This is a genomic window from Woeseia oceani (assembly GCF_001677435.1).
GTDB classification, from domain to species: domain Bacteria; phylum Pseudomonadota; class Gammaproteobacteria; order Steroidobacterales; family Woeseiaceae; genus Woeseia; species Woeseia oceani.
Genome location: NZ_CP016268.1, coordinates 3,406,119 through 3,426,509 on the forward strand (window position 1 = coordinate 3,406,119; position 20,391 = coordinate 3,426,509).

General features: G+C 58.7%; 16 protein-coding genes. 7 read left to right on the forward strand and 9 right to left on the reverse strand.

The genetic code is table 11. The annotated features are described in order from the left end of the window. The first annotated feature begins 14 nt into the window (after window positions 1-14). Window positions 15-842: an MBL fold metallo-hydrolase gene (locus tag BA177_RS15410; protein WP_068617653.1), complete on the forward strand. Its 828-nt coding sequence runs from the start codon at window positions 15-17 to the stop codon at window positions 840-842. Window positions 843-858: 16 nt separating this feature from the next. Here BA177_RS15410 and BA177_RS15415 read toward each other — a convergent pair whose 3' ends face one another. Genes BA177_RS15415 through deoD form a run of 4 tightly spaced genes read right to left on the reverse strand, consistent with a single transcriptional unit; the run spans window position 859 to window position 4,860 of the window. After that, window positions 859-1,731: an aldehyde dehydrogenase family protein gene (locus BA177_RS15415; RefSeq protein WP_068617655.1), complete on the reverse strand. Its 873-nt coding sequence runs from the start codon at window positions 1,729-1,731 to the stop codon at window positions 859-861. 1 nt (window position 1,732) lies between these two features. Beyond that, window positions 1,733-3,205, reverse strand: coding sequence for an aldehyde dehydrogenase family protein (locus BA177_RS15420; RefSeq protein ID WP_068617657.1), 1,473 nt, complete (start codon window positions 3,203-3,205; stop codon window positions 1,733-1,735). A gap of 12 nt (window positions 3,206-3,217) precedes the next feature. Continuing rightward, window positions 3,218-4,141: a deoxyribose-phosphate aldolase gene (deoC, locus tag BA177_RS15425; RefSeq protein ID WP_197493143.1), complete on the reverse strand. Its 924-nt coding sequence runs from the start codon at window positions 4,139-4,141 to the stop codon at window positions 3,218-3,220. After that, window positions 4,138-4,860: a purine-nucleoside phosphorylase gene (deoD, locus tag BA177_RS15430; protein ID WP_068617659.1), complete on the reverse strand. Its 723-nt coding sequence runs from the start codon at window positions 4,858-4,860 to the stop codon at window positions 4,138-4,140. Before deoD ends, deoC begins: the two co-directional genes overlap by 4 nt. Before the next feature lie 221 nt (window positions 4,861-5,081). On the opposite strand from deoD, the gene BA177_RS15435 reads away from it, so the two are divergent. From BA177_RS15435 to BA177_RS15450, 4 genes are all read left to right on the forward strand, one after another. Continuing rightward, the gene (locus BA177_RS15435) at window positions 5,082-5,456 is read left to right on the forward strand and encodes a cupin domain-containing protein (RefSeq protein WP_068617661.1); all 375 of its coding nucleotides are present in this window, start codon (window positions 5,082-5,084) and stop codon (window positions 5,454-5,456) included. Window positions 5,457-5,574: 118 nt separating this feature from the next. Further along, on the forward strand, window positions 5,575-7,794 hold the full coding sequence (locus tag BA177_RS15440) for a TonB-dependent receptor (RefSeq protein ID WP_156762850.1): 2,220 nt from the start codon (window positions 5,575-5,577) through the stop codon (window positions 7,792-7,794). A gap of 302 nt (window positions 7,795-8,096) precedes the next feature. Then, the gene (locus BA177_RS15445) at window positions 8,097-9,176 is read left to right on the forward strand and encodes an endonuclease/exonuclease/phosphatase family protein (protein ID WP_156762851.1); all 1,080 of its coding nucleotides are present in this window, start codon (window positions 8,097-8,099) and stop codon (window positions 9,174-9,176) included. Between the two features lie 270 nt (window positions 9,177-9,446). Further along, window positions 9,447-12,689: a TonB-dependent receptor gene (locus tag BA177_RS15450; RefSeq protein ID WP_068617665.1), complete on the forward strand. Its 3,243-nt coding sequence runs from the start codon at window positions 9,447-9,449 to the stop codon at window positions 12,687-12,689. 70 nt (window positions 12,690-12,759) lie between these two features. On the opposite strand, the gene BA177_RS15455 is transcribed toward BA177_RS15450, so the two are convergent. Then, window positions 12,760-14,361: a bifunctional metallophosphatase/5'-nucleotidase gene (locus BA177_RS15455; protein WP_082990168.1), complete on the reverse strand. Its 1,602-nt coding sequence runs from the start codon at window positions 14,359-14,361 to the stop codon at window positions 12,760-12,762. 301 nt (window positions 14,362-14,662) lie between these two features. Between BA177_RS15455 and BA177_RS15460 the strand changes: the two genes are divergently transcribed. Then, entirely contained in the window at window positions 14,663-15,481 is an 819-nt protein-coding gene (locus BA177_RS15460; protein WP_082990169.1) for a 5'-nucleotidase, lipoprotein e(P4) family, read from the forward strand. After that, a complete protein-coding gene (cdd, locus tag BA177_RS15465) occupies window positions 15,478-15,873 on the forward strand; it encodes a cytidine deaminase (protein WP_068617671.1) in 396 nt (131 codons plus the stop codon). The genes BA177_RS15460 and cdd overlap by 4 nt, the downstream gene beginning before the upstream one ends. 3 nt (window positions 15,874-15,876) lie before the next feature. Here the strand turns inward: cdd and BA177_RS15470 are convergent, their stop codons facing one another. The 4 genes from BA177_RS15470 to BA177_RS15485 all read right to left on the reverse strand — a co-directional run bounded on the left by BA177_RS15470 (window position 15,877) and on the right by BA177_RS15485 (window position 20,380). Beyond that, complete coding sequence (locus tag BA177_RS15470; RefSeq protein WP_068617674.1) at window positions 15,877-16,737, reverse strand: ribokinase; 861 nt, start codon at window positions 16,735-16,737, stop codon at window positions 15,877-15,879. 76 nt (window positions 16,738-16,813) lie between these two features. Further along, window positions 16,814-18,040 carry a NupC/NupG family nucleoside CNT transporter gene (locus BA177_RS15475; protein WP_068617676.1) on the reverse strand — a complete coding sequence of 409 codons (1,227 nt, stop codon included), beginning with the start codon at window positions 18,038-18,040 and terminating at the stop codon, window positions 16,814-16,816. Between the two features lie 106 nt (window positions 18,041-18,146). Next, window positions 18,147-19,469, reverse strand: a complete 1,323-nt coding sequence (deoA, locus tag BA177_RS15480) for a thymidine phosphorylase (protein ID WP_068617678.1) — start codon at window positions 19,467-19,469, stop codon at window positions 18,147-18,149. A gap of 8 nt (window positions 19,470-19,477) precedes the next feature. Further along, the gene (locus tag BA177_RS15485) at window positions 19,478-20,380 is read right to left on the reverse strand and encodes a phytanoyl-CoA dioxygenase family protein (RefSeq protein WP_197493145.1); all 903 of its coding nucleotides are present in this window, start codon (window positions 20,378-20,380) and stop codon (window positions 19,478-19,480) included. Between the last annotated feature and the right edge of the window lie 11 nt (window positions 20,381-20,391).

Here is a 20,391-nt window from a genome sequence, read left to right on the forward strand (position 1 = left end):
ACGGAGGTATCAACGTGCACAGCAAGCTGACCGTACTGTTCATTGCGCTGACCCTGCTGACATCCGCGCAAGCTCACGACGATGCTGTTGCGCACTACCTTGCGAACGAAGGCCTCATGGTCGCGCACGGAGATACCAAGATCCTGTTTGATCCGTTGTTCCGCGAGAGTTACGGACAGTACCGTTTAGTTCCGGATGCAATGCGCGCTGCGCTGTTCGAGGGCAGCGCGCCGTGGGATGGCATCGATGCCGTGTTCATCAGTCACTACCACGACGACCATTTTGCACCCGACGAGATGCTCATCCTGCTGCGCCAGCAGCCGCAGTTGCTGCTGTTTGCACCACGCCAGGCCGTGGCGGCAATGCGCAAGTTCGACGATGACGAGTCCCTGTTCGAGCGCGTCACGGCGGTCAACCTCGCCTATCGCGATGCGCCGGTCAGTTACACAAGGCCGGGGCTGCTGATTGAGGCCGTGCGCATTCCGCATTCGGGATGGCCAGATAGGCGGACTGACGTTGAAAACATTGCCTGGCGCGTCACGCTGGATGACGGCCCCACCGTGCTGCATCTGGGCGACGCCGATACCCGTGACGCCCATTTCGCGAATGACCCCGAATACTGGCGACAACGATACCCGGAAATGGCATTTCCGCCTTACTGGTTCTTTTTGTCGAACAGCGGCAAGGACGTTCTGACCACGAGGATTCGCGCTGGCCATGCGGTGGGCGTGCACGTACCGGTCAGCGTGCCGCAACAGGAGAACAAGCGGGACCCCGCCTTGCAGGGCGTTGATTTATTCACGACCCCGGGTGAAACGCGGATGATCGATCACGCGCACTGATCGCAGCAGCGGATGCCTAGCTGCCGATCGGGTGCCAGGTTGTTTTGGTTTCCTGCACATCGGCAACGAAATAGGGACTCGCCGCCGTCGCCTTGCTCCAGTTGATGCCGTCCCGGGCGATGACCCGCTTGATATTGTCAGCGGCTTTGACCTGAATATCGGCCGCCGTGTCGTCATCGGCATCGCAGCAAATCACCGCATTCACATCCATGTGCGAGGCGAATTGTCCGGCCAGCTCGCTGCGGTAACCGGTCAGCAAATTCACAACGCCGCCTGGCACATCGGACGCGTGCAGCACTTCGGCAAAACTGACCGCGTTCAGTGGCAATGATTCCGACGCCAGCACCACGCAGCTATTGCCGCCGACAATGGTCGGTGCAATGTTCGACACCAGACCCAGCAAACCACTGCTTTCGGGTGCCAGTATCGACACCACACCGGTTGCTTCGAGAACTGAAAAATTGAAATGCGATGACGCAACCGGATTAACCGCGGAAAAAATCTGCTGGTACTTGTCGGCCCAGCCCGCGTAGTAAATCAAGCGGTCTACAGCCGCGTCCACTTCCTCAGTCGCTGCTTTCTTGCCCACACCCTGCACCGTCATTTCGGCGATGAACTGTTCACGACGGCCTTCCAGCATTTCCGCAATGCGGTAAAGAATCTGTCCGCGCAGATAAGCACTGGCTGACGCCCAGCCGGGCTGTGCGGCACGCGCGGCAACTACCGCATTGCGAAAGTCCTTGCGACTGGAGCGACAAATATTGGCAATGACTTTGCCTTTCGCGTTTTGCAGATCGTAGTAGCGCCCGGACTCCGTACGCGGAAACTTGCCGCCGATGTAGATCTTGTAGGTCTTGGCGACCGGGATACGTGCTGCTTGTGTTGCCATCTCAGGACTCCAGGTTCAGATAAGCGCCAAGACCGTGCAGACCGCCTTCCCGGCCCACGCCCGATTCCTTGTAGCCGCCGAACGGCGAGGTCGGATCAAACTTGTTGAAGGTGTTCGCCCAGATCACGCCGGCACGCACGTTCTGGGTCATCTTGAAAATCCTGGAGCCTTTATCGGTCCAGATGCCGCCCGACAAACCGTACTGCGTGTTGTTCGCCTTGCTCAGACCCTCCTCCAGCGTACGGAATGTCTGGATTGCCAGTACCGGCCCGAAAATTTCTTCCTGCACGACCCGGTTGGATTGCGACACACCGGTGAATATCGTCGGTCGGCACCAATAGCCTTTGGCCGGTACGCTACAGGAACTCTGGTGCATTGCCGCTCCTTCCGCAACGCCCAGCTTCAGGTAGGACTCGATGCGGCCGAGTTGTTGCTTCGAATTAATCGCGCCGATGTCCGTGTTCTTGTCGAGCGGATCACCGACGATAAGCGTTTCCATGCGTTCACGCAGTCGCTCGATCACATCGTCGGCCACCGACTCCTGCACCAGCAAACGTGAACCTGCACAGCAAACGTGCCCTTGATTGAAGAAGATGCCATTGACGATGCCTTCCACTGCCTGATCGAGCGCCGCATCGGCGAAGATAATATTGGCAGCCTTGCCGCCCAGCTCCAGCGTGTACTTCTTGCCGCTGCCAGCGATCGATTTCATGATTGCCCGACCCACGCCGGTTGAACCGGTAAAGGCCACTTTGTCGACATCGTCGTGATTCACGATGGCCGCACCGGTCTCACCTGCGCCAGTGACAATATTCACAACGCCGTCCGGTAAACCGGCCTCCTGAATCACTTCAGCCAGTTTCAACGCGGTCAACGGCGTGGTTTCCGCCGGCTTGAGCACCACGGTATTGCCGCAGGCCAGCGCCGGTGCAATTTTCCAGGCCGCCATGAGCAATGGGAAATTCCAGGGTATGACCTGGCCCGCCACACCCAGTGCCTTTGCTGTGCGGCCGGGGTACGCGTACTCAAGTTTATCAGCCCAGCCGGCGTAATAGAAAAAGTGCGCCGCCGCCAACGGGATATCGATGTCGCGGGATTCCCGGATGGGCTTGCCGCCGTCCAGCGACTCAATGACCGAAAATTCGCGCGCACGCTCCTGCAATATCCGGGCGATCCGGTAGATGTACTTGCCGCGCTCGGCCGCCTTCATCTTTGACCACGGACCATTGAATGCCTTGCGCGCGGCTGCCACAGCCTTGTTCACGTCGGCATCGGTCGCCAGTGCCACGCGACTGAGTTTTTTCTCGGTTGCCGGGTTCACGGTATTGAAGTAGCCACCTTTGGCCGGCGCGACAAACTTACCGCCAATGAACAGCTCGTATTGCTTGTCGATCTTCACGTGATCCGTGCTTTCGGGGGCTGGCGCGTACTCCCAGCCACCGTCGAATGCGAGTTTGTTTGCTTGTGTGTCCACGCTTAGGCCCACTCAGTCTTTGGAAAAGTAATCGGCCGACTGGTACACGCCGGTCGCCTGTTTCTGCAGCTGCATCAATACGTCATTCGCCAGTGAACTGGCACCGAAGCGAAACCACTCCGGCGTCATCCAGGCATTGCCCAGCGTTTCACGCAGCATGACCAAGTAATGAATGGCGAGTTTGGAGTTCGAAATTCCGCCGGCCGGCTTCATGCCCACCATGCGACCGGTCTCGCGATGGAAGTCACGAATCGCCTGCAACATGACAAACGTAACCGGCAAAGTGGCTGCAGGTTGAATCTTGCCGGTCGAGGTTTTGATGAAATCAGCGCCTGCATGCATAGCCAGCACGCTGGCACGACGCACATTGTCCAGCGTGCTCAACTCGCCGGTTTCGAGTATCACCTTGAGATGTGCTTCGCCGCAGGCTTCCTTAACCGCCGCAATCTCGTCGAATACAAAGCGGTAATCGCCTTGCAGAAAAGCACCGCGAGAAATCACCATGTCGATTTCGTCGGCGCCTTCCGCCACCGCAATTTTCGTTTCATCAATTTTGATGTGACGCGGCGCCATGCCACTGGGGAACGCCGTCGCAACCGATGCGACGTTTATGCCGCTGTCGCCCAGTGCTTTCCTGGCAATGCCGACCATGGTGGGGTAAACACAGACAGCCGCAACGTGCGGCAGGCCCGGCAACTGATCGTGCAAATGCATGGCCTTCTGGCACAACTGGCGCACTTTGCCCGGCGTATCCTGACCTTCGAGCGTGGTCAGGTCGATCATGCTCAAAATCATTTTCAACGCGGCGGTTTTGGATTCCGTTTTGATCGAACGGGTCTGGAAGCGAGCGACCCGCTCGGCCACGCCAACCTCGTCTACCCGCGTCACCTGGCTCAGGTCGGGCAGCGGCGGCGCCGGCGTCAGCGCGGCACTCACTGGGGATCTCCACTCATGCGCACCGTCTCCAGGGCCACGGTGATCATCTCGTCAAAGGTATTCTGGCGCTCATCCGACGACAACGCGTCGCCACTGACGATGTCATCGCTGACCGTGCAAATGGCGAGTGCTTCAACGCCGTGTTCGGCAGCGATCGGGTAGATACCGGCCGCTTCCATTTCCACGCCCAGCACATTGTACTTCGCCATAGTTTCGAACATCTCGGGCTGCGGCGTGTAGAACAAATCAGCCGAGAAAATATTGCCTACGTGATAGCGCACCTGGTTTTCTTCAGCGGCGAGGACCGCATTGGCGACCAACGAAAACGTGGCCAGGGGCGCGAGATCAAAGCCGCCGAAACGCATCCGGTTGACATTGGAATCGGTGGATGCGCCCATCGCAATCAACACATCGCGCAACTTCACGTCAGGGTGCGTCGTGCCGCAACTACCGACGCGGATCAAGCGTTTCACGCCGTACTCGGTAACCAGTTCGGTGCAGTAAATGGACGCGGACGGAATGCCCATGCCGTGCGCCATGACCGAGACCGGTATGCCGCGATAGCTGCCGGTGTAACCCCACATGTTGCGCACGTCGGTAACGCGACGCGGTTCGTCCAGCCATTTTTCGGCAATGTACCGGGCACGTAAAGGGTCGCCAGGCATCAATACCGATGGCGCAAAGTCGCCCGGAGCCGCATTCATGTGTTTTGTTGCCATTGCTACTCGCCTGCTTGCTGCGCCCCGTGGCGCGCTGGGTCAAAAATAGACCGGAACCGGCCGGATCGGCGGCACCGAAGGCAAAGCATAGCACCGCCGCACCCACGGCCGCCCTCGGCCGGCCATGCGACCGGCAACCTTACGCCGCCGCTGCGGGCATGGGAAGCCCGCCGCAAATCGCATTACCATAGGGCTGTCCAGCCGCTCATCGAGACCATGCAATGTCGAAACCACTGTTCCCTGTCACTGCCAGCCGCGAATTTTTTACCCGTGAGCGCTGCTACATTACCGAACTGCTGAACGTGCCCGGCGAACCGCGTTTGTCACTCGCGCGTTGCCGGGTCGAGCCCGGCGTGACCACGGAACTGCACAGCCTCGCCGTTGACGAGTGGTATTTCATCGAGCAGGGTACGGGCCGGATGGAGGTTGGAGACGGCGCGCCGTTTGCGGTCGGGCCCGGCGACACGGTCGCCATCGACCGCAATGTCGCCCAAAGAATTCACAATGACGGCCACACTGACCTCGTATTCCAGTGCATTTGCGTGCCCCGCTTCGCGGCAGAACACTACCGGCCACTGGAGGCCGGGAACGCTTGATCGTGGGCGAATAACCACAGCCACCGCTGCGGCTGCCAGCCGGCGATTTGCGCAAAAATATGGCCAAATCGGTAGTCAAGAAGGCTATACTCCCGCGATCGTTTCAGGGAGACAAACAATGCGTGGTATGAACCCAACAATCGCTCGCCGGACGCTCGCGAGCAGTGCTGCGGCACTCGTTCTGCTGTCCACAACGGCAGGTTTGAACACCGTCGTGGCGCAGGAGCGTGCGGACCGGGGCATTCTCGAAGAAATCACGGTTACGGCGCAGCGTCGTGAAGAGAACTTGCAGGAAGTGCCGTTCTCAGTGTCCGCCTTGCGTGGCGACCGCTTTCAGACGCTGGTTGAAGCCGGCGAAGACATCCGCGCCCTCGCCAACCGTGTTCCCAGCCTGTACGCCGAATCCTCGAACGGCCGCCTGGCACCGCGCTTTTACATGCGCGGCCTTGGCAACACCGACTTCGACCTCGCTGCGTCGCAGTCGGTATCCATCATCATGGACGAAGTCGTGCAGGAGAACGTTATCCTGAAGAGCTTCCCGTTGTTCGACATCGAACGGGTTGAAGTGCTGCGCGGACCGCAAGGCTCGCTGTTTGGCCGCAACACGCCGGCGGGTATCGTCAAATTCGATACGCGCAAGCCGACCAGCGAACTGAACGGCTACGTCAATGCGACGATCGGCAGTCTGGGCACGGCCAATATCGAAGGTGCGATAGGCGGCAGCCTGACCGAGTCCAACGTGCTCATGGGCCGGTTTTCCTTCATTGACCAAAACCGCGATGACTGGATCAGCAATGGCTTCACCGGTGAAAGTGATGTCATGGGCGGGTATGACGAGACAGCATGGCGCGCACAGCTGCTGTTCGAGCCCAGCGACAACCTGAGCGCATTGCTCAACGTCCACGGCCGCAATCTGAACAACGGCACCGCGTCGATTTTTTACGCCAACATCATCGGGCCCGGTGACAACAACCTGAATGAGAACTTCATTCGCGATGTTGTGTATTTCGACGAAGGTGAGAACAACCCGCAGGAAGCAGACGCGCTGGGTTTCAGCCTGAAAGTAGACTGGGATTTCGGCAACGATCTCGTTCTGACCTCGATCACGTCTCACGAAGAACTGGAAAACAGCAGCTACGGTGACATCGACGGCGGCAACCTGGTCAGCGGCCCCGGCTTCATTCCGTTCCCGTCACAAACGCGCGACGGCCTGGATGACCTGGAACAAATCACGCAGGAATTCCGCCTCGCATCAAACGCGCGCGACAACGTTTTCTGGCAGACCGGGTTCTTCTACTTCAAGTCTGACTTCACGGTGAACACCGAACCGTTCTTCGTGCCGCCAACAGAAGTCCGGCACAAGAACGACTCCTGGGCCGTGTTCGGTCAGGTCGCGTGGGATTTGTCCGACAGCACAACGCTGACGGCCGGCATCCGCTATACCGACGACGAGAAGGAAATGACCACCGGTTCCACACCCAACCCGCAACCGCTGGTTGAAGTGGGTGACGACCAGGTCAGCTGGGACCTCAGTCTCATGCATGTACTGAACGACAACGTGAGCGTTTACGCCCGCGTTGCCAGCGGCTTCCGCGCACCGTCGATTCAGGGACGCAACATCGCGTTCTTCGATGCAAACCCGTATTCGGTCGCCACGTCCGAAACCATCCTGTCCACTGAAGTCGGCTTCAAATCGGAAGTCAGCGATCGGGTTCGTATCAACGGTGCGGTTTATTACTACACCATTGACGACCAGCAGTTCTCGGCCATCGGCGGCAACACCAACTCCAACGTGCTGGTCAACGCTGACAAGGGCGTCGGCATTGGTACGGACGTAGACGCCGAGTTTGTGCTGAGCGACAACTTTGTCATGACCATTGGTGCCAGCTACAACGACACCAAGATTGACGATGCCAACCTCGTGACCGCGGTCTGCGCCCAGTGCACGGTCATGGATCCGCTGGACGGTAACGGGTTCGCCATTCTTGACGGCAACCGCTTCCCGCAGGCACCGGAATACCAGTTCAACATCACGGCCCGTTACAGCACGCCAGTGGGCGACGATGACGAACTGTACTGGTACGCCGACTATGCCCATCAGGGCGACGCAAACTTCTTCCTCTACGAAGCCGCCGAGTACCATTCCGGGGACATTTTCGAGGCAGGGTTGCGTGCCGGTTACATTGCCAACAACGGCCAATGGGAAATCGCGGCGTTTGCCCGCAACATCACGGACGAAGAAAACCTGAAGGGCGGCATCGACTTCAATAACAACACCGGCTACGTCAACGAGCCACGTATCTTCGGCCTGAACTTCCGGATGAATTTCGGGGAATAACTGCTCCTCTAACATTCGCGGTTACAAAGCCCGGCAATCGCCGGGCTTTTTTTTGCTTGCCAGTACAAGCTGACCGCAGCGATTACCGACCGGATGAGCAGGCTCCGCACGCAACTCGCGCGACCATCTGCACCGCCAGCAAACGTCGACGCCGAATCGCATAGTTGGGCGCCTCGATCCTGCAACCGCCTGCACGGGAAAATCGACGGCCATGCAATTCATAACAAAACCAGCAGCCAGCATTATCGCCGCCGCCCAATTTGCGTAGACTGTCGCACACCTGACTTGCCATGGAGCTGACCATGAACGCTGCGTACCGACTTCTTTGCTGCCTCGCGTTGACGATGGTAGCCGGTGCTTGCCAATCGCCTGCACAGCGTGCGCCAGCGGCATCCACAGCGGCCGTTACGATCATGACCTTCAACGTCGAAAACCTGTTCGACAACACCGACGACCCCGGCAAGGACGACGCCACTTACCTGCCGCTGGCGGCAAAGCAGAACGATGCTCACCGTCAGGGCTGCGCCACGATAGAAGTCGATCGCTGGCGCGAACAGTGCCTGTACTGGGACTGGAGCGACGAGCTGGTCGAACGCAAGCTGGCCGTAGTCGCGGCTGCCATCCTGCAAGTCAACAATGGCCGCGGCCCTGACATTCTCGCCCTGCAGGAAATCGAGAACGTCCGCATCCTGGAGCGGCTGCGTACCGAGTACCTGACCGATGCCGGGTACCTGCCGGCCATACTGATAGAAGGCACCGACCTGCGCGGAATCGACGTGGCCTTCCTGAGCCGGTTGCCACTAAACAGCGAACCGCAACTGCATCCGATCACATTTGATGCTGAGTTTGCGTCACGGGTAGCTGATACGCGCGGCATTCTTCAGGCAGACTTCGAGCTCCCGGACGGTTCCGTCCTGACCGGCTTCGCCGTGCATTTTCCGGCACCGTTTCACCCAACTGACATGCGGATCTCGGCCTACAAGACGCTGAACGCGCTGCGCGCCGGATTGCCGGGCAGCCGCCCGGCATTTGCCGCCGGGGATTTCAATACGACATCGACGGAAGATGCGCGGGAAAAATTGCTGGATCGCTATGCACGCCCCTACTGGCAGGTCGCTCACGACCTCGGTTGTGGTGACGATTGCCGCGGCAGCGCGTATTATGCGCGCGACGATACCTGGTCCTTCCTGGACATGCTCCTCTGGTCGCCCGCCAACCGTGGCGCAAACGCAACATGGGACATTCGCGCGAATTCCGTCAGACTTGCCAACCAGACCAGCGGTCAGCGCCAGAACAATGGCACTCCAGCCCGCTTTGATCCGGCAGGCGGGCCCGGCGTTTCCGACCACTGGCCGCTGCAAGTCACTATAGAATCAAGGTAAAAACAGTGTCTTGCGGGGCTTTGATGAAGCACCGCTGCGGACCGGTGCAAACCCTGGCCGGGCCGGTCGCGGCAAGCCTTGCCGGAACGGCACCGGGTGCATATTGCGCCTCCCGATAGGCTGCGTTAGATTTACAACAAAATCACGCGGCGGGTTCCAGCTGCCCGCACTTTCCAACGATCGAGCGATTCGCTTTTGGCGACCTAAATGACACCCGGTTGTAACACTGCAATCGCAAAATCGCGCTCTTTTCACTCTCAGGGATCCAAAATGAAGAACAAGTTCAGGCTCTTCGGCTTTGCAGGACGGCTGGCAGCCGGATTAATGCTGCTTGCTGTTGCATTGCCACTTACCGTGAATGCACAGGAAACCACTTCCTCCATTCGCGGCAAGGTACGCGACGCGGCCGGTGCACCGGTTGCCGGCGCGACAGTCATCGTACGCAACATGCGTACCGACGTTGTCTATAACTACGAATCCAACAGCACCGGTACATTTTTCGCCAGCAACCTGCCGGTTGGTGGCCCGTACCAGGTAACCGTTAACGGTGTCCGCACAGTAGAAGTCGCCAGTATCTCGCTGGGCGACATTTACAACCTGGCCATTGAATTGCCGGGTGGCGGCGCAGTTGAAGAAATCGTCGTGACCGGGCAGGCCGTGCAGGGTGTTGACGTCGCTGCCGGTCCCGCTGCGACGTTCACGAGCTACGACATTGAAACCTCGGTGAACTTCAATCGCGATATCGTCGATGTCTACAGCATCGACCCGCGCCTGAACCTCGACAATCAGGACGATGGCTTTGAAATCAACTGCGGCGGCAAGCATCCGCGCTTTAACAGCGTCACGCTTGACGGCATCAGCCAGAACGATCGCTTCGGCCTGAACTCTAACGGCTACTCGACCGCTGTCGGCATGCCCTTCCCGTTCGATGCCATCGAACAGGTCGCGGTCGAACTGGCACCGTTTGACGTTACTTACGGCGGCTTTTCGGCCTGTAACATCAATGCCGTTACCAAATCCGGCACCAACGAGTGGCAAGGCAATGTCTTTTACGAGTACACCAGTGACAGCCTGCGCGGCGATACGGTTGTTGTAGACGGCGTTGATCGCGATCTCAGCACGCCGGCGTTCGATCAGACCAAGATCGGCTTCTCCGTTGGCGGCCCGATCCTGAAAGATCGTCTGTTTGTGTTTGCCGCTTACGAAGAATCAGAAGATCCACGCTTCCTGGCTCGCGGTTATGCCGGCTCGGGTGTTGGTGAAGTTCGCGACTGGCTGAGCGAGTCGGACTACAACCGCATCGTTGACATCGCCAACAACGTTTACGCTTACGATCCGGGTGGCCTGCCGAGCGACGGTGTGCAGGAAGCCGAGAAGTACATGGTACGTCTCGACTGGAACATCAACGACAGTCACAACCTGGCCGTCATCTACAACTATTTTGACGGCTTCCAGGACCGCGATTCCGACGGTGACAGCGGCGAATTCGAATTCGCCAACCACTTCTACACCAAGGGCGCCGAATCAAAGACCACCACCGTCAAGCTGTTCTCACAGTGGACCGATGCCTTCTCAACCGAAGTGTTCTTCAGCCAGAACGAGATGAATGACTCTCAGGTTACGGTCGGCCCGCAGGATTTCGGTGACTTCCAGATTTCAATCGGCAACGACACTGTTTACCTCGGCGCGGACGATTCCCGCCAGGCGAACGCGCTCAACACCGATTCTGACTTCTTTAAGATCAGCGGCCAGTTCCTGCTGGGTGACCACGTCATTACCGGCGGCTACGAACGTGAAGAACTGACGATCTTCAACCAGTTCGTACAGCACTCACGCGGTGGTGAATGGGACTTCTTCGACGACAGCGGTTTCGCCAACAACCCGGCGGCATGTGATGCGTTGACAGCACAAGGTCGCTTTGACGACCCGGCTTGTTCGATTTCGGGCATTGACCGTTTCGAATTGGGTCGCCCGAGCCGTATCTACTACGGCAGTGGTGGTGGCACCAACGACCCGGCTGACGCAGCTGCCCTGTTCAGCAACACAACGAACAGCCTGTATTTGCAGGATGAGTTCTTCTTCGACGAATTCGACCTGACCGTCGTCGCCGGTGTTCGTTATGACTGGTTCGAAAGCAGTGATCGTCCAAACTTCAACCAGGCCTTCACCGATGCCAACGGTGTACGCAATGACGCCAATATCGACGGCCTCAGCCTGATCATGCCGCGCATTGGCTTCACCTGGGGTGCACGTGACGACCTCAGCGTACGCGGTGGCATCGGCCTGTACTCCGGCGGTAACCCGAATGTGTGGCTGTCCAACGCCTGGTCGAACGACGGTCTGACCAACGTCCAGCTGAGCCTCAGTAACTTCAACGCAGCAAACTCGGTACTCGACGGCACCATTCCGTTGACCGGACCGCGACCGGGTTACGACATACCGCAGGCACTGTATGACCAGGTAGCTGCCGTTACGCCAGCCAATGCGGTCAACCGTGGACTCGTGCTGATTGACCCCGGTTACAAGCAACCGCGTGAATGGAAGTTCGCACTGGGCGCAACCTACGACATGCCCTGGTTCGACATCGTTGCTGACATCGACTACTTGCACACCGAGCAGAAAAAATCAGCCATCTACGTTGACCTGTCCCAGGAAATCGTTGGCGAGACCATCATTGGTCAGCCGATCTACGATTTCACCAACGGCCAGGACAACCTGATGCTGACGAATTCCACGGCGGACGGTTCGTCTGACGTGTACTCGTTCTCGCTGCGCAAGAACTTCGACTGGGGTCTGGACCTGATGCTGGGCTATGCCTACACGGACTCGGAAGACGTCAACCCGATGACCTCATCGGTTGCCGTCTCCAACTTCGAGAATCTGGCAACCAACGACATCAATAACCCGATCGCCGGCACCTCGAACTACCTGGTTCCGCATCGCCTGACATTCCGTGCCAGCTATGCGAACGAGTTCTTCGGCGACAACACCACGCGCTTTACGATGTTCGCGTTTGCCAGCGAAGGCCAGCCACAGAGCTACGTCATGGGTAGTGGTGACCTTGAAGGTGACGGTTTCTTCGGCCGCCACTTGCTGTACGTACCGACCGGCGCTACCGACCCGAACGTACAGTTTGACGCTGGCTTCGATCAGGCGGCGTTCTTCGCCTGGGTTGCCGATGAAGGTTTGAGCTCAGGTTTGCAAGAGCGCAATGCTCAGCACGCCAAGTGGACCACCCGGTTTGACTTCAAGGTTGACCAGGAATTCCCGGGCTTTGGTAACACGCGTGGTCGCGTATTCGCCAAGATCTACAACGTCGGCAATCTGCTGAATGACAAGTGGGGTCGCGTCAATGACGCCCAGTTCTTCTCAGTGCAGGTTGTCAATTCGGATGTAGATGCGGTCACCGGCCAGTACATTTTCAACACATTCAACGATCGCACTATCGAAGACGTGTTGGAGAGTCGTTCGCTCTATGAAATCCGTCTCGGCATCGAGATCGACTTCAACTAAAGCACCATTGCAAGACGAGAAAGGGCGGCCATTGGCCGCCCTTTTTTTTTGCATCACGAATGTGTGGTATTTAACGCGGCCAACATTCGCTGCGCTGGCCATCCAGTATCACGATCCGCGGCTGATTGGGATCGGACACAGCACCGATCGCTCTGCCCTCAGCCTGCGCACGAACGATCCCATCGACAACCAGGTACTTCAGTTCTGAGCCTGGCCGCGAAACGTTGCGGGCAGCTGAGAAATCGTAGCCGTCGCCACCGTTGTACAAATAGTCCGGCGCCACCAGCGTGTAATCCTTGTCTGGCTCGATTTCCTGCCAGCCATCGGCGACCGGCACCTGCAGTGAAACCACGCGCTGGCCTTCCGGGCGGCGCCGGTCAGCGCAGATCCGGTAACCGGATATTTGCGGGAAGTAGCCTTTGCTGGGACCGGCACCGCGATAGCCGGCCTCCATCAGCCGGCGAAAATCGGCGCCCGACATCGTCATGTGGCGAAGGTAAGATGAAAAGCCGAAGGTACGGCCCACGTCCTCGAAGGTAATGTCGCCAATAATGAAGTCGTCGATACGCAAGGTCCCGCCGTTGACGAACGCGAGATCGGCCTGCGGCTCACCGAACGCCGGTCGCATTTGATCGGCGATAAACACGCCCCAGTTGCTTTCTTCATTGCGAACGGCCGTCTCGCGGGCATCCAGCGGCACAGCCGCTTCGCCTATCTTGGCCTCCAGGTAGGGAATCAGCTCCAGGAGTGACTCGCGCCACTTGTCCGCAATGCGCTGGTACTCAAGGTCACTCGGGATGCTGTCATCAATGGCAATTTCACTGGCGGTAACCAGAATGCCTTGCGCCGCATCCCGCCTGACATCGACACGCCAGATCGTGCGCGCATTTGAAGCGCCTTTGATAATTGTTGCGCGGTCCGGACTGCCCGGCTCGTATTCAGGCTCATGTTCATGCCCGCCCGCGATGATCTGCAATTTCGGGTACGTGGCACGCAGGGCGGCAATGTCGCGGTCCTGCTCAAGATTCAAATGTGTAAGACCAATGACAACATCGACGCCCTGGCGTTCGAGGTCCTGCAGTGTTTGTTCGGCCTCTGCCAGGTAGTCAATGTCGACAGGTGCATAGTCCCGCTCATTGCCGCCGTGCTCCGCGTGCACTGTCAGCGAAAGGAACCCGACCCGCATGCCGCCCATTTCAACAACGTAAGACTGGCGCAGTCGCCCATCAACCACCTTGTTGCCGGTGGCGAAGCGGAGATTGTCGCCGATCCAGTCGAAACGCGATTGCGCCACCACAGCTTCGAGCACGTTGGCATCACGGTTGTCGAACTCGTGATTTCCGGGCACCACGTACATTGGCGCAAGATCGTGCATGAAGTTCATGGCCTCGATCATCTGTTCGCCATCCCACAACTGACTTTCGAGTGAGGGGTAAATGAAGTCACCGCCATGCAGCAAACGAACGTCGCGCCCCTCATCCCGTAATTGCCGGATAAGTGTCACAACCCGACCGAAGCCACCACGATGTCCGTCTTCGACGGCATCAATCCGGTAGGTATCGTTCAGGTGCAGAAATGTCACCGCTCCCGCAGAGTCGTCAGGTGACGGCGATAAGGCACAGGCCGACAACGTCATTGTGGCCATAAGTAGAAGTACGGCTAACTTTCTCATCTCAGCTCCTGTTCGATCGCTGAATACAATTCCAGTAATCGTGAATTGTGCCCCCAGCCCCGTTCAATTGCGATTACGGGCGAGGCCGCAAAGGTCAGCGAACGGTCAAAGCCGATGCGACGACCTTGCTCGTACGGAATTCGCTGACCGATGCGAGCCGCCGATGTACAGGATCATTCCGGCATTACGCTGGCATTGCTACGCTGATGGCTGCTGGCCGCAATCGCCAAGGCCATGCTAACCTGAGTCACTGCATCCAGAGCACCGCATTCGAGCCTTCGCGCAGGAGACCTGCCGCACTATGAGAGAGATGATGAAACGGGTATTGGCGTTAACTGTTGCTGTTGTTATTGCTGCCGGCTGTACTAGCGCACCGCTTGCCGGACCAGAGCCTTACATCCACCCCGGAATCCGCTGGGTTCAGCAATCCGCTGAATTCGAAGCGGTTGCGATGCAGGTCTATCGCAAGGCCGGCGACGACCTCGCCGCCAAGGTCAACGACCGTTCATGGAGCGCTTTGCCAGATCAGAGCAACGCTGAGGACCTGCCGCCCGCGATTATTTTCGATGTCGATGAAACCGTCGTCAGCAATGCAGAATTTCAACTGACGCTGATACCGCCCTTCAGCGACGAAAAACTGAATGCATGGAACGCCGCCAACAAAGCGACCGGCATTCCCGGCGTTGCCGAGTTCGCCGCTAAGGCGCGCGCCATGGGCGTGGAACTGTTTTTCGTTACCAACCGGCCGTGCATTAAAGATGAGCGCACCGGCGCCGCCTGCCCACAGAAAGCCGTATCCACTCAGGACGTCGTCGAAGCCGGCATTCCGGTAAGCGAAGAATTCGTCATGCTGTCGTATGAACAGCCAGGCTGGAACAAGGAAAAGAAAAACCGTCGTGATGAAATCGCGAAGAATTACCGCGTCATCATGTTAATCGGAGACGATCTCGGTGATTTCATTCCGTGTTCCCGTCGGCGCGCCGTCAGCCCCTGTACGCAGGGTGCCAGTGCGCAAAGTCGAAAACTCGCGACGGCGCAGCACCGCAACTACTGGGGCAACGGCTGGTACATTTTGCCGAACCCCATGCACGGCTCCTGGACCACGGTTCTCACCCAGTGAACGACGAGGAACTGATTGACGCCGCCAGCACAGTTCGGGAACGGGCTTATGCGCCGCATTCAGGCTACTACGTGGGCGCCGCACTGCTGGATGAATCCGGCAAACTGCACCTGGGCTGCAATGTAGAGAATTCATCGTTCCCACTCGGCTCCTGCGCCGAGGCGGGCGCTATCAGCGCAATGGTTGCCGCTGGCGGCAAACGCATCGCGAAGATCGCCGCTGTCGGCGGCCGTTCTGTATTGGAAACCTGCACGCCGTGCGGCGGCTGTCGCCAACGGATCGCCGAGTTTGCCGATGACGACACCCGCATCCTGCTACTGGACGAATCAGGAGACGTCGTCAGCTACTCAATAAATGAGTTGTTACCCGCGTCGTTTCATCTGCACGAGTAAGCCCTAGTTCGCAAGCAATGCCAGCGCAGCCGCACGGTCGGGTAATCCGGCCTGCGCACCGTGTCCGGTCGTTGAAACGGCCGCGGCCGCGCAGGCGAAGCGCAGTGCCTCAGCCGCATCCTGCCCCTCCGCCAGTCCCAGCGTGAGTGCCGCAGTAAAACAGTCACCGGCGCCAGTCGTATCAACCGGTACCACCTCAGGCACTGTGGTCGTGGCCACGATCTCCCCGCGCCGGTAAAGAACAGCGCCGCGCCCGCCCAGCGTCGTTGCAACCAAACCGCCCAGCCGGTGTAGCTTGTCGCCGTAGTATTTCGCTTCACCTTCATTGACCACCAACAGGTCTGCGCGCTGAAGTAGGGCCTCCGGTACGTCCGTCACTGGCGCGAGATTGACGCACAGGAATCCTTCAAAGGTGCGCGCAATAAACTCCAGGGTTTCGACCGGCACCTCAAGCTGACAGATCAGTGCGTCCGCCGGCGGAAGCTGTAGTTTGTCAGCGGACAAACGGCGGTTGGCCCCCGGTGCGACAACGATCTGATTCTCGCCCCGGGCATCAACGGCGATCAAGGCCACACCCGTTGCACAACCGGGATCAACGATTACGCCGGACAAATCCACATTCGCAGCGCGCAACAACGCCAACGCCTCGTCGGCCATGGCGTCGTTGCCGACACAGGCAAGCAGGCTGACCTCCGCTCCCAAACGGCGGGCGGCGAGTGCCTGGTTAGCGCCTTTGCCACCCGGCGACCGGCCCAGTTCGCCGTTGGTGACCGTCTCGCCGGCTTTGGGCAAGCGAGCAACACGGGCGACCAGGTCGAGGTTCACGGAACCGGTTATGACGATGCGTGTCGCTTGCACTGTCATGCGTTCACGAACTCAGCGAGGAGCCGCCAGCCGGCGTGGCACCGAGTTCGCGATAGAGCCATTTTTCTCATACTAATCAGAAGCTTAACAGAAGTCCGGCGAGTGCCGCACTGAGCAAATTCGACAGCGAACCGGCGGCAACCGCACGCAGGCCGAAGCGGGCAATGAGTTCGCGTTTTTCCGGTACCAGGCTGCCCAAGCCACCGAGCAGGATGGCAATCGACGACAGGTTGGCGAAGCCGCACAAGGCGAACGTGGTCACCGCGACCGTGCGCTCGCTGGCATCCGCGAGGTAATCGCCAAGATGACTGAAGGCGACGAACTCGTTGAGTATCAGCTTCTCGCCGAACAAGGCACCTGACAATTCCGCTTCGTCCCACGGCACACTCAATAAGAACATCAACGGCTGGAACAATTTGCCGAGCAACAGTTGCAGGGTAATCCCCTCGAAACCGAACCAGCCGGCAATACCGCCGACAATGCCGTTGAATAATGCGATCAACGCCACGAAGGCCACCAGCATCGCACCAATATTTACCGCGAGTCGCAGTCCGTCAGCAGTGCCAACGGCCGCGGCCAGTATGACATTGGCGTGCTTGCTCGGTTCCATTTGCAGCTTGTGGTTTGTCTGGCTTGCCGCCGTGTCTGCGGTATCCGGCATCAGTATTTTTGCCATCAGCAAACCACCGGGTGCCGCCATAAAGCTGGCCGCCAACAGGTATTTCAGTTCCGCGCCCATGAATACATAGGCGGCGAGCACCGTTCCGGCAACCGACGCAACCCCGGACACCATCACCGCGAACAACTGCGGTTCCGTCAGGTTACGCAAGTAGGGCTTGATAACCAGCGGCGCTTCGGTCTGGCCGACAAAAATATTGGCCGCCGCGTTGAGTGATTCCACGGGTCCGGTCCCGACGAGCCAGCGCAAGCCACCGCCCACCAGCTTGACCACCCACTGCATGATCCGCAGGTGATAGAGCACCGACATCAGGGCGGAGAAGAAAATAATGATAGGCAAAACATTGATCGCGAAACTGAATCCGACCACATCGCCGGCCAGTGGCCCGAACACCATGTCGATACCCGCCTTCGAAAAATCGATAACAGCCTGCACGCCATCGCTCAGCGCCAGAATGGCGAGCTTGCCCCATTCCGAATACAGGACCAGGGCGGCGACGACGACTTGCAACGCAAAGGCGGCGCCAACGACGCGAAAATTGATTGCGCGCCGGTTCGTGGACAAGAGAACAGCAATCGCCAGAATGACGATGAGGCCCGCGATACCGATCCAGTTTTCTAACATGCGCGCCCCTCGCCAGATTCAGTCCCCGGCCCTGTTTATTCTTGCTCCCGGATACCGCCCGATTAACCGGCGGCAGTGGACAGGATAACCGCTGCCGGGTGGCAGGTCATGCCGCGTCGATGGTACGGCAGACGACCGCTCGTGCCTCGGGCGGTACAGGCGAAACGGCGGCGGCGGCGCGTAGCCGCTGAACGGCCTGGTTGGCTTTCTCCACCGTTGATGCATGAACCATCGCAACCGGATGCTGCTTGTCGACGGCGTCACCTATCTGCTTAAAGTCCGAAAAGCCCACGGCCAGATCAAGCGCCTCGCCAAGCACTCTGCGACCGCCACCCAGTTCGATGATGGCGTTGCCAATCGCGTGGGTATCCATGCTGTGCAAATAGCCGTCCTGCTCGAGATAAACAGGTTGAATCACCGGCGCGGTTGGCAGGTGATGCTCGTACCTGTCGATAAAGTCGGCCGGCCCACCAAGCTCGGCCACCATGCGCGCGAAGCGCTCGGCTGCCGCGCCGGAACGGATCGCTTCGTCGACCCGCTTTGCTGCGCCGGCCGCATCGCGTTCGATACCGGTCAGTAACAACATCTCGGCAGTCAGCGCGCGAACCACCTCGTCCAAGCGCGCCTCACTGCCTTCGTTGCGCAAATAGCGTACCGATTCCGCTATTTCCAGTGCGTTGCCAGCCGTGTAGCCCAGCACCTCGTTCATGTCGGTGATTACGGCATGGGTCTTCAGCCCGGCGCGGGCGGCCGTGCCAATTATCGAGCGCGACAGTTCTTCAGCACGGGACATGGACTGCATGAATGCACCGCTACCCACTTTGACGTCCATGACCAGACCATCAAGTCCGGCTGCTATTTTCTTGGACAATATCGATGCCGTAATCAACGGCACTGATTCCACCGTCGCGGTGACATCACGGATGGCATACAGGCGGCGGTCGGCTGGCGCGAGATCCGCTGTCTGGCCGATAATCGCGCAACCCACTGATGCAACGACTTTGCGAAACAGGGCGAAATCAGGTGTCGCCTGATAGCCCGGAATACTCTCGGCTTTGTCCGTTGTTCCCCCTGTGTGACCGAGACCGCGGCCCGAAATCATCGGCACGTAGCAACCGCAGGCCGCCGCGATCGGCGCAAGCAGGAAACTGACTTTGTCCCCGACGCCGCCCGTCGAATGCTTGTCCACTACCGGGCCATCCAGACCGGCATCCTGCCATTCCAGCACACTTCCCGACTGCGCCATTGCGATCGTCAGCAGGCCCGCCTCATCGAATGACATCGAATTCAGAAAGATCGCCATGGCCAGCGCCGAGACCTGTTCCGCCGGCAATGATCCATCGGCAAGTCCATCCACCAGGTACTGAATTTCGTCCGCTGACAGCTCGCCACCATCGCGTTTTTTTCGAATGACATCCGTGAACAGCATGAGGCTCCTTAGCGAAAGCCGCGCAACGGCAGATTTGCCGGACGCTGCAGCCAGTTGTCTGCTGGATAGTGGCAACGCTTGTCGATAGCGTGCAGCGTATAAGCATGACGCGACGTTGCCGAGCGGTTCGGGCCACTCAGATGCGGCGCACGACCGTCAAAAATCACCAGCGCACCCGCCTTGGCTTCGGCCGGCAGCTTGCGTTCCTCCGGCCACGGCGTCGCATCCAGGGTATCGGTTCTTAGTTGGGTTGCGCTTACCCGGCGGTTGCGCTTCTTCAGCGGTCCTTTGTGTTCGCCCGGAATGAAATACATACAACCGTTGTCGATGGTCGCATCTTCAAGTGCAAACCAGAAACCGGTGCAGGACTCGGGCTCGGTGTACAGGTAGGTCGAATCCTGATGGCAAACCACTTCGCCACCTATACGCGGCGGCTTGAAGATGTACATCGACTGAATAATCGCCGGATCTTGCTGACCCAGGCTATCGCTCAACGCTGCCAGCTTTTCAGTGTGCGAGAAACTGCCGAACAGCGGGTCAAGGTCGTGCATGGCATGACCCATCTTGTTGAGGCATTGCTCTTTCGACTGCCGCAGTTGACCGTTTTCGTCAAACGCATCGCTTTCCAGGAAGAAACGAATTTTGTCTCCGGAGTCGATAAAGTAGGTGTCATCAAGCTGCGTCTGATCGGTGGTCGAAAATATACTGCGGATACTGGCCGGATCGAAGTCAGCAACCAGTTCGAGCGCTCTGTCACGCAGTGCATCGCATTGCGATCTCGAAACAAAGCCATCTAGGATCAATACACCGTGCATGCGGTACGCCGCAAGCATCTCGTTGCTCAAACAACCATCGGCGGGGGCCGTGTAGCGCGGCAGTGCGCTGACGGCCGTTTCAGGGTTCAATGACATGGCGCATTAAT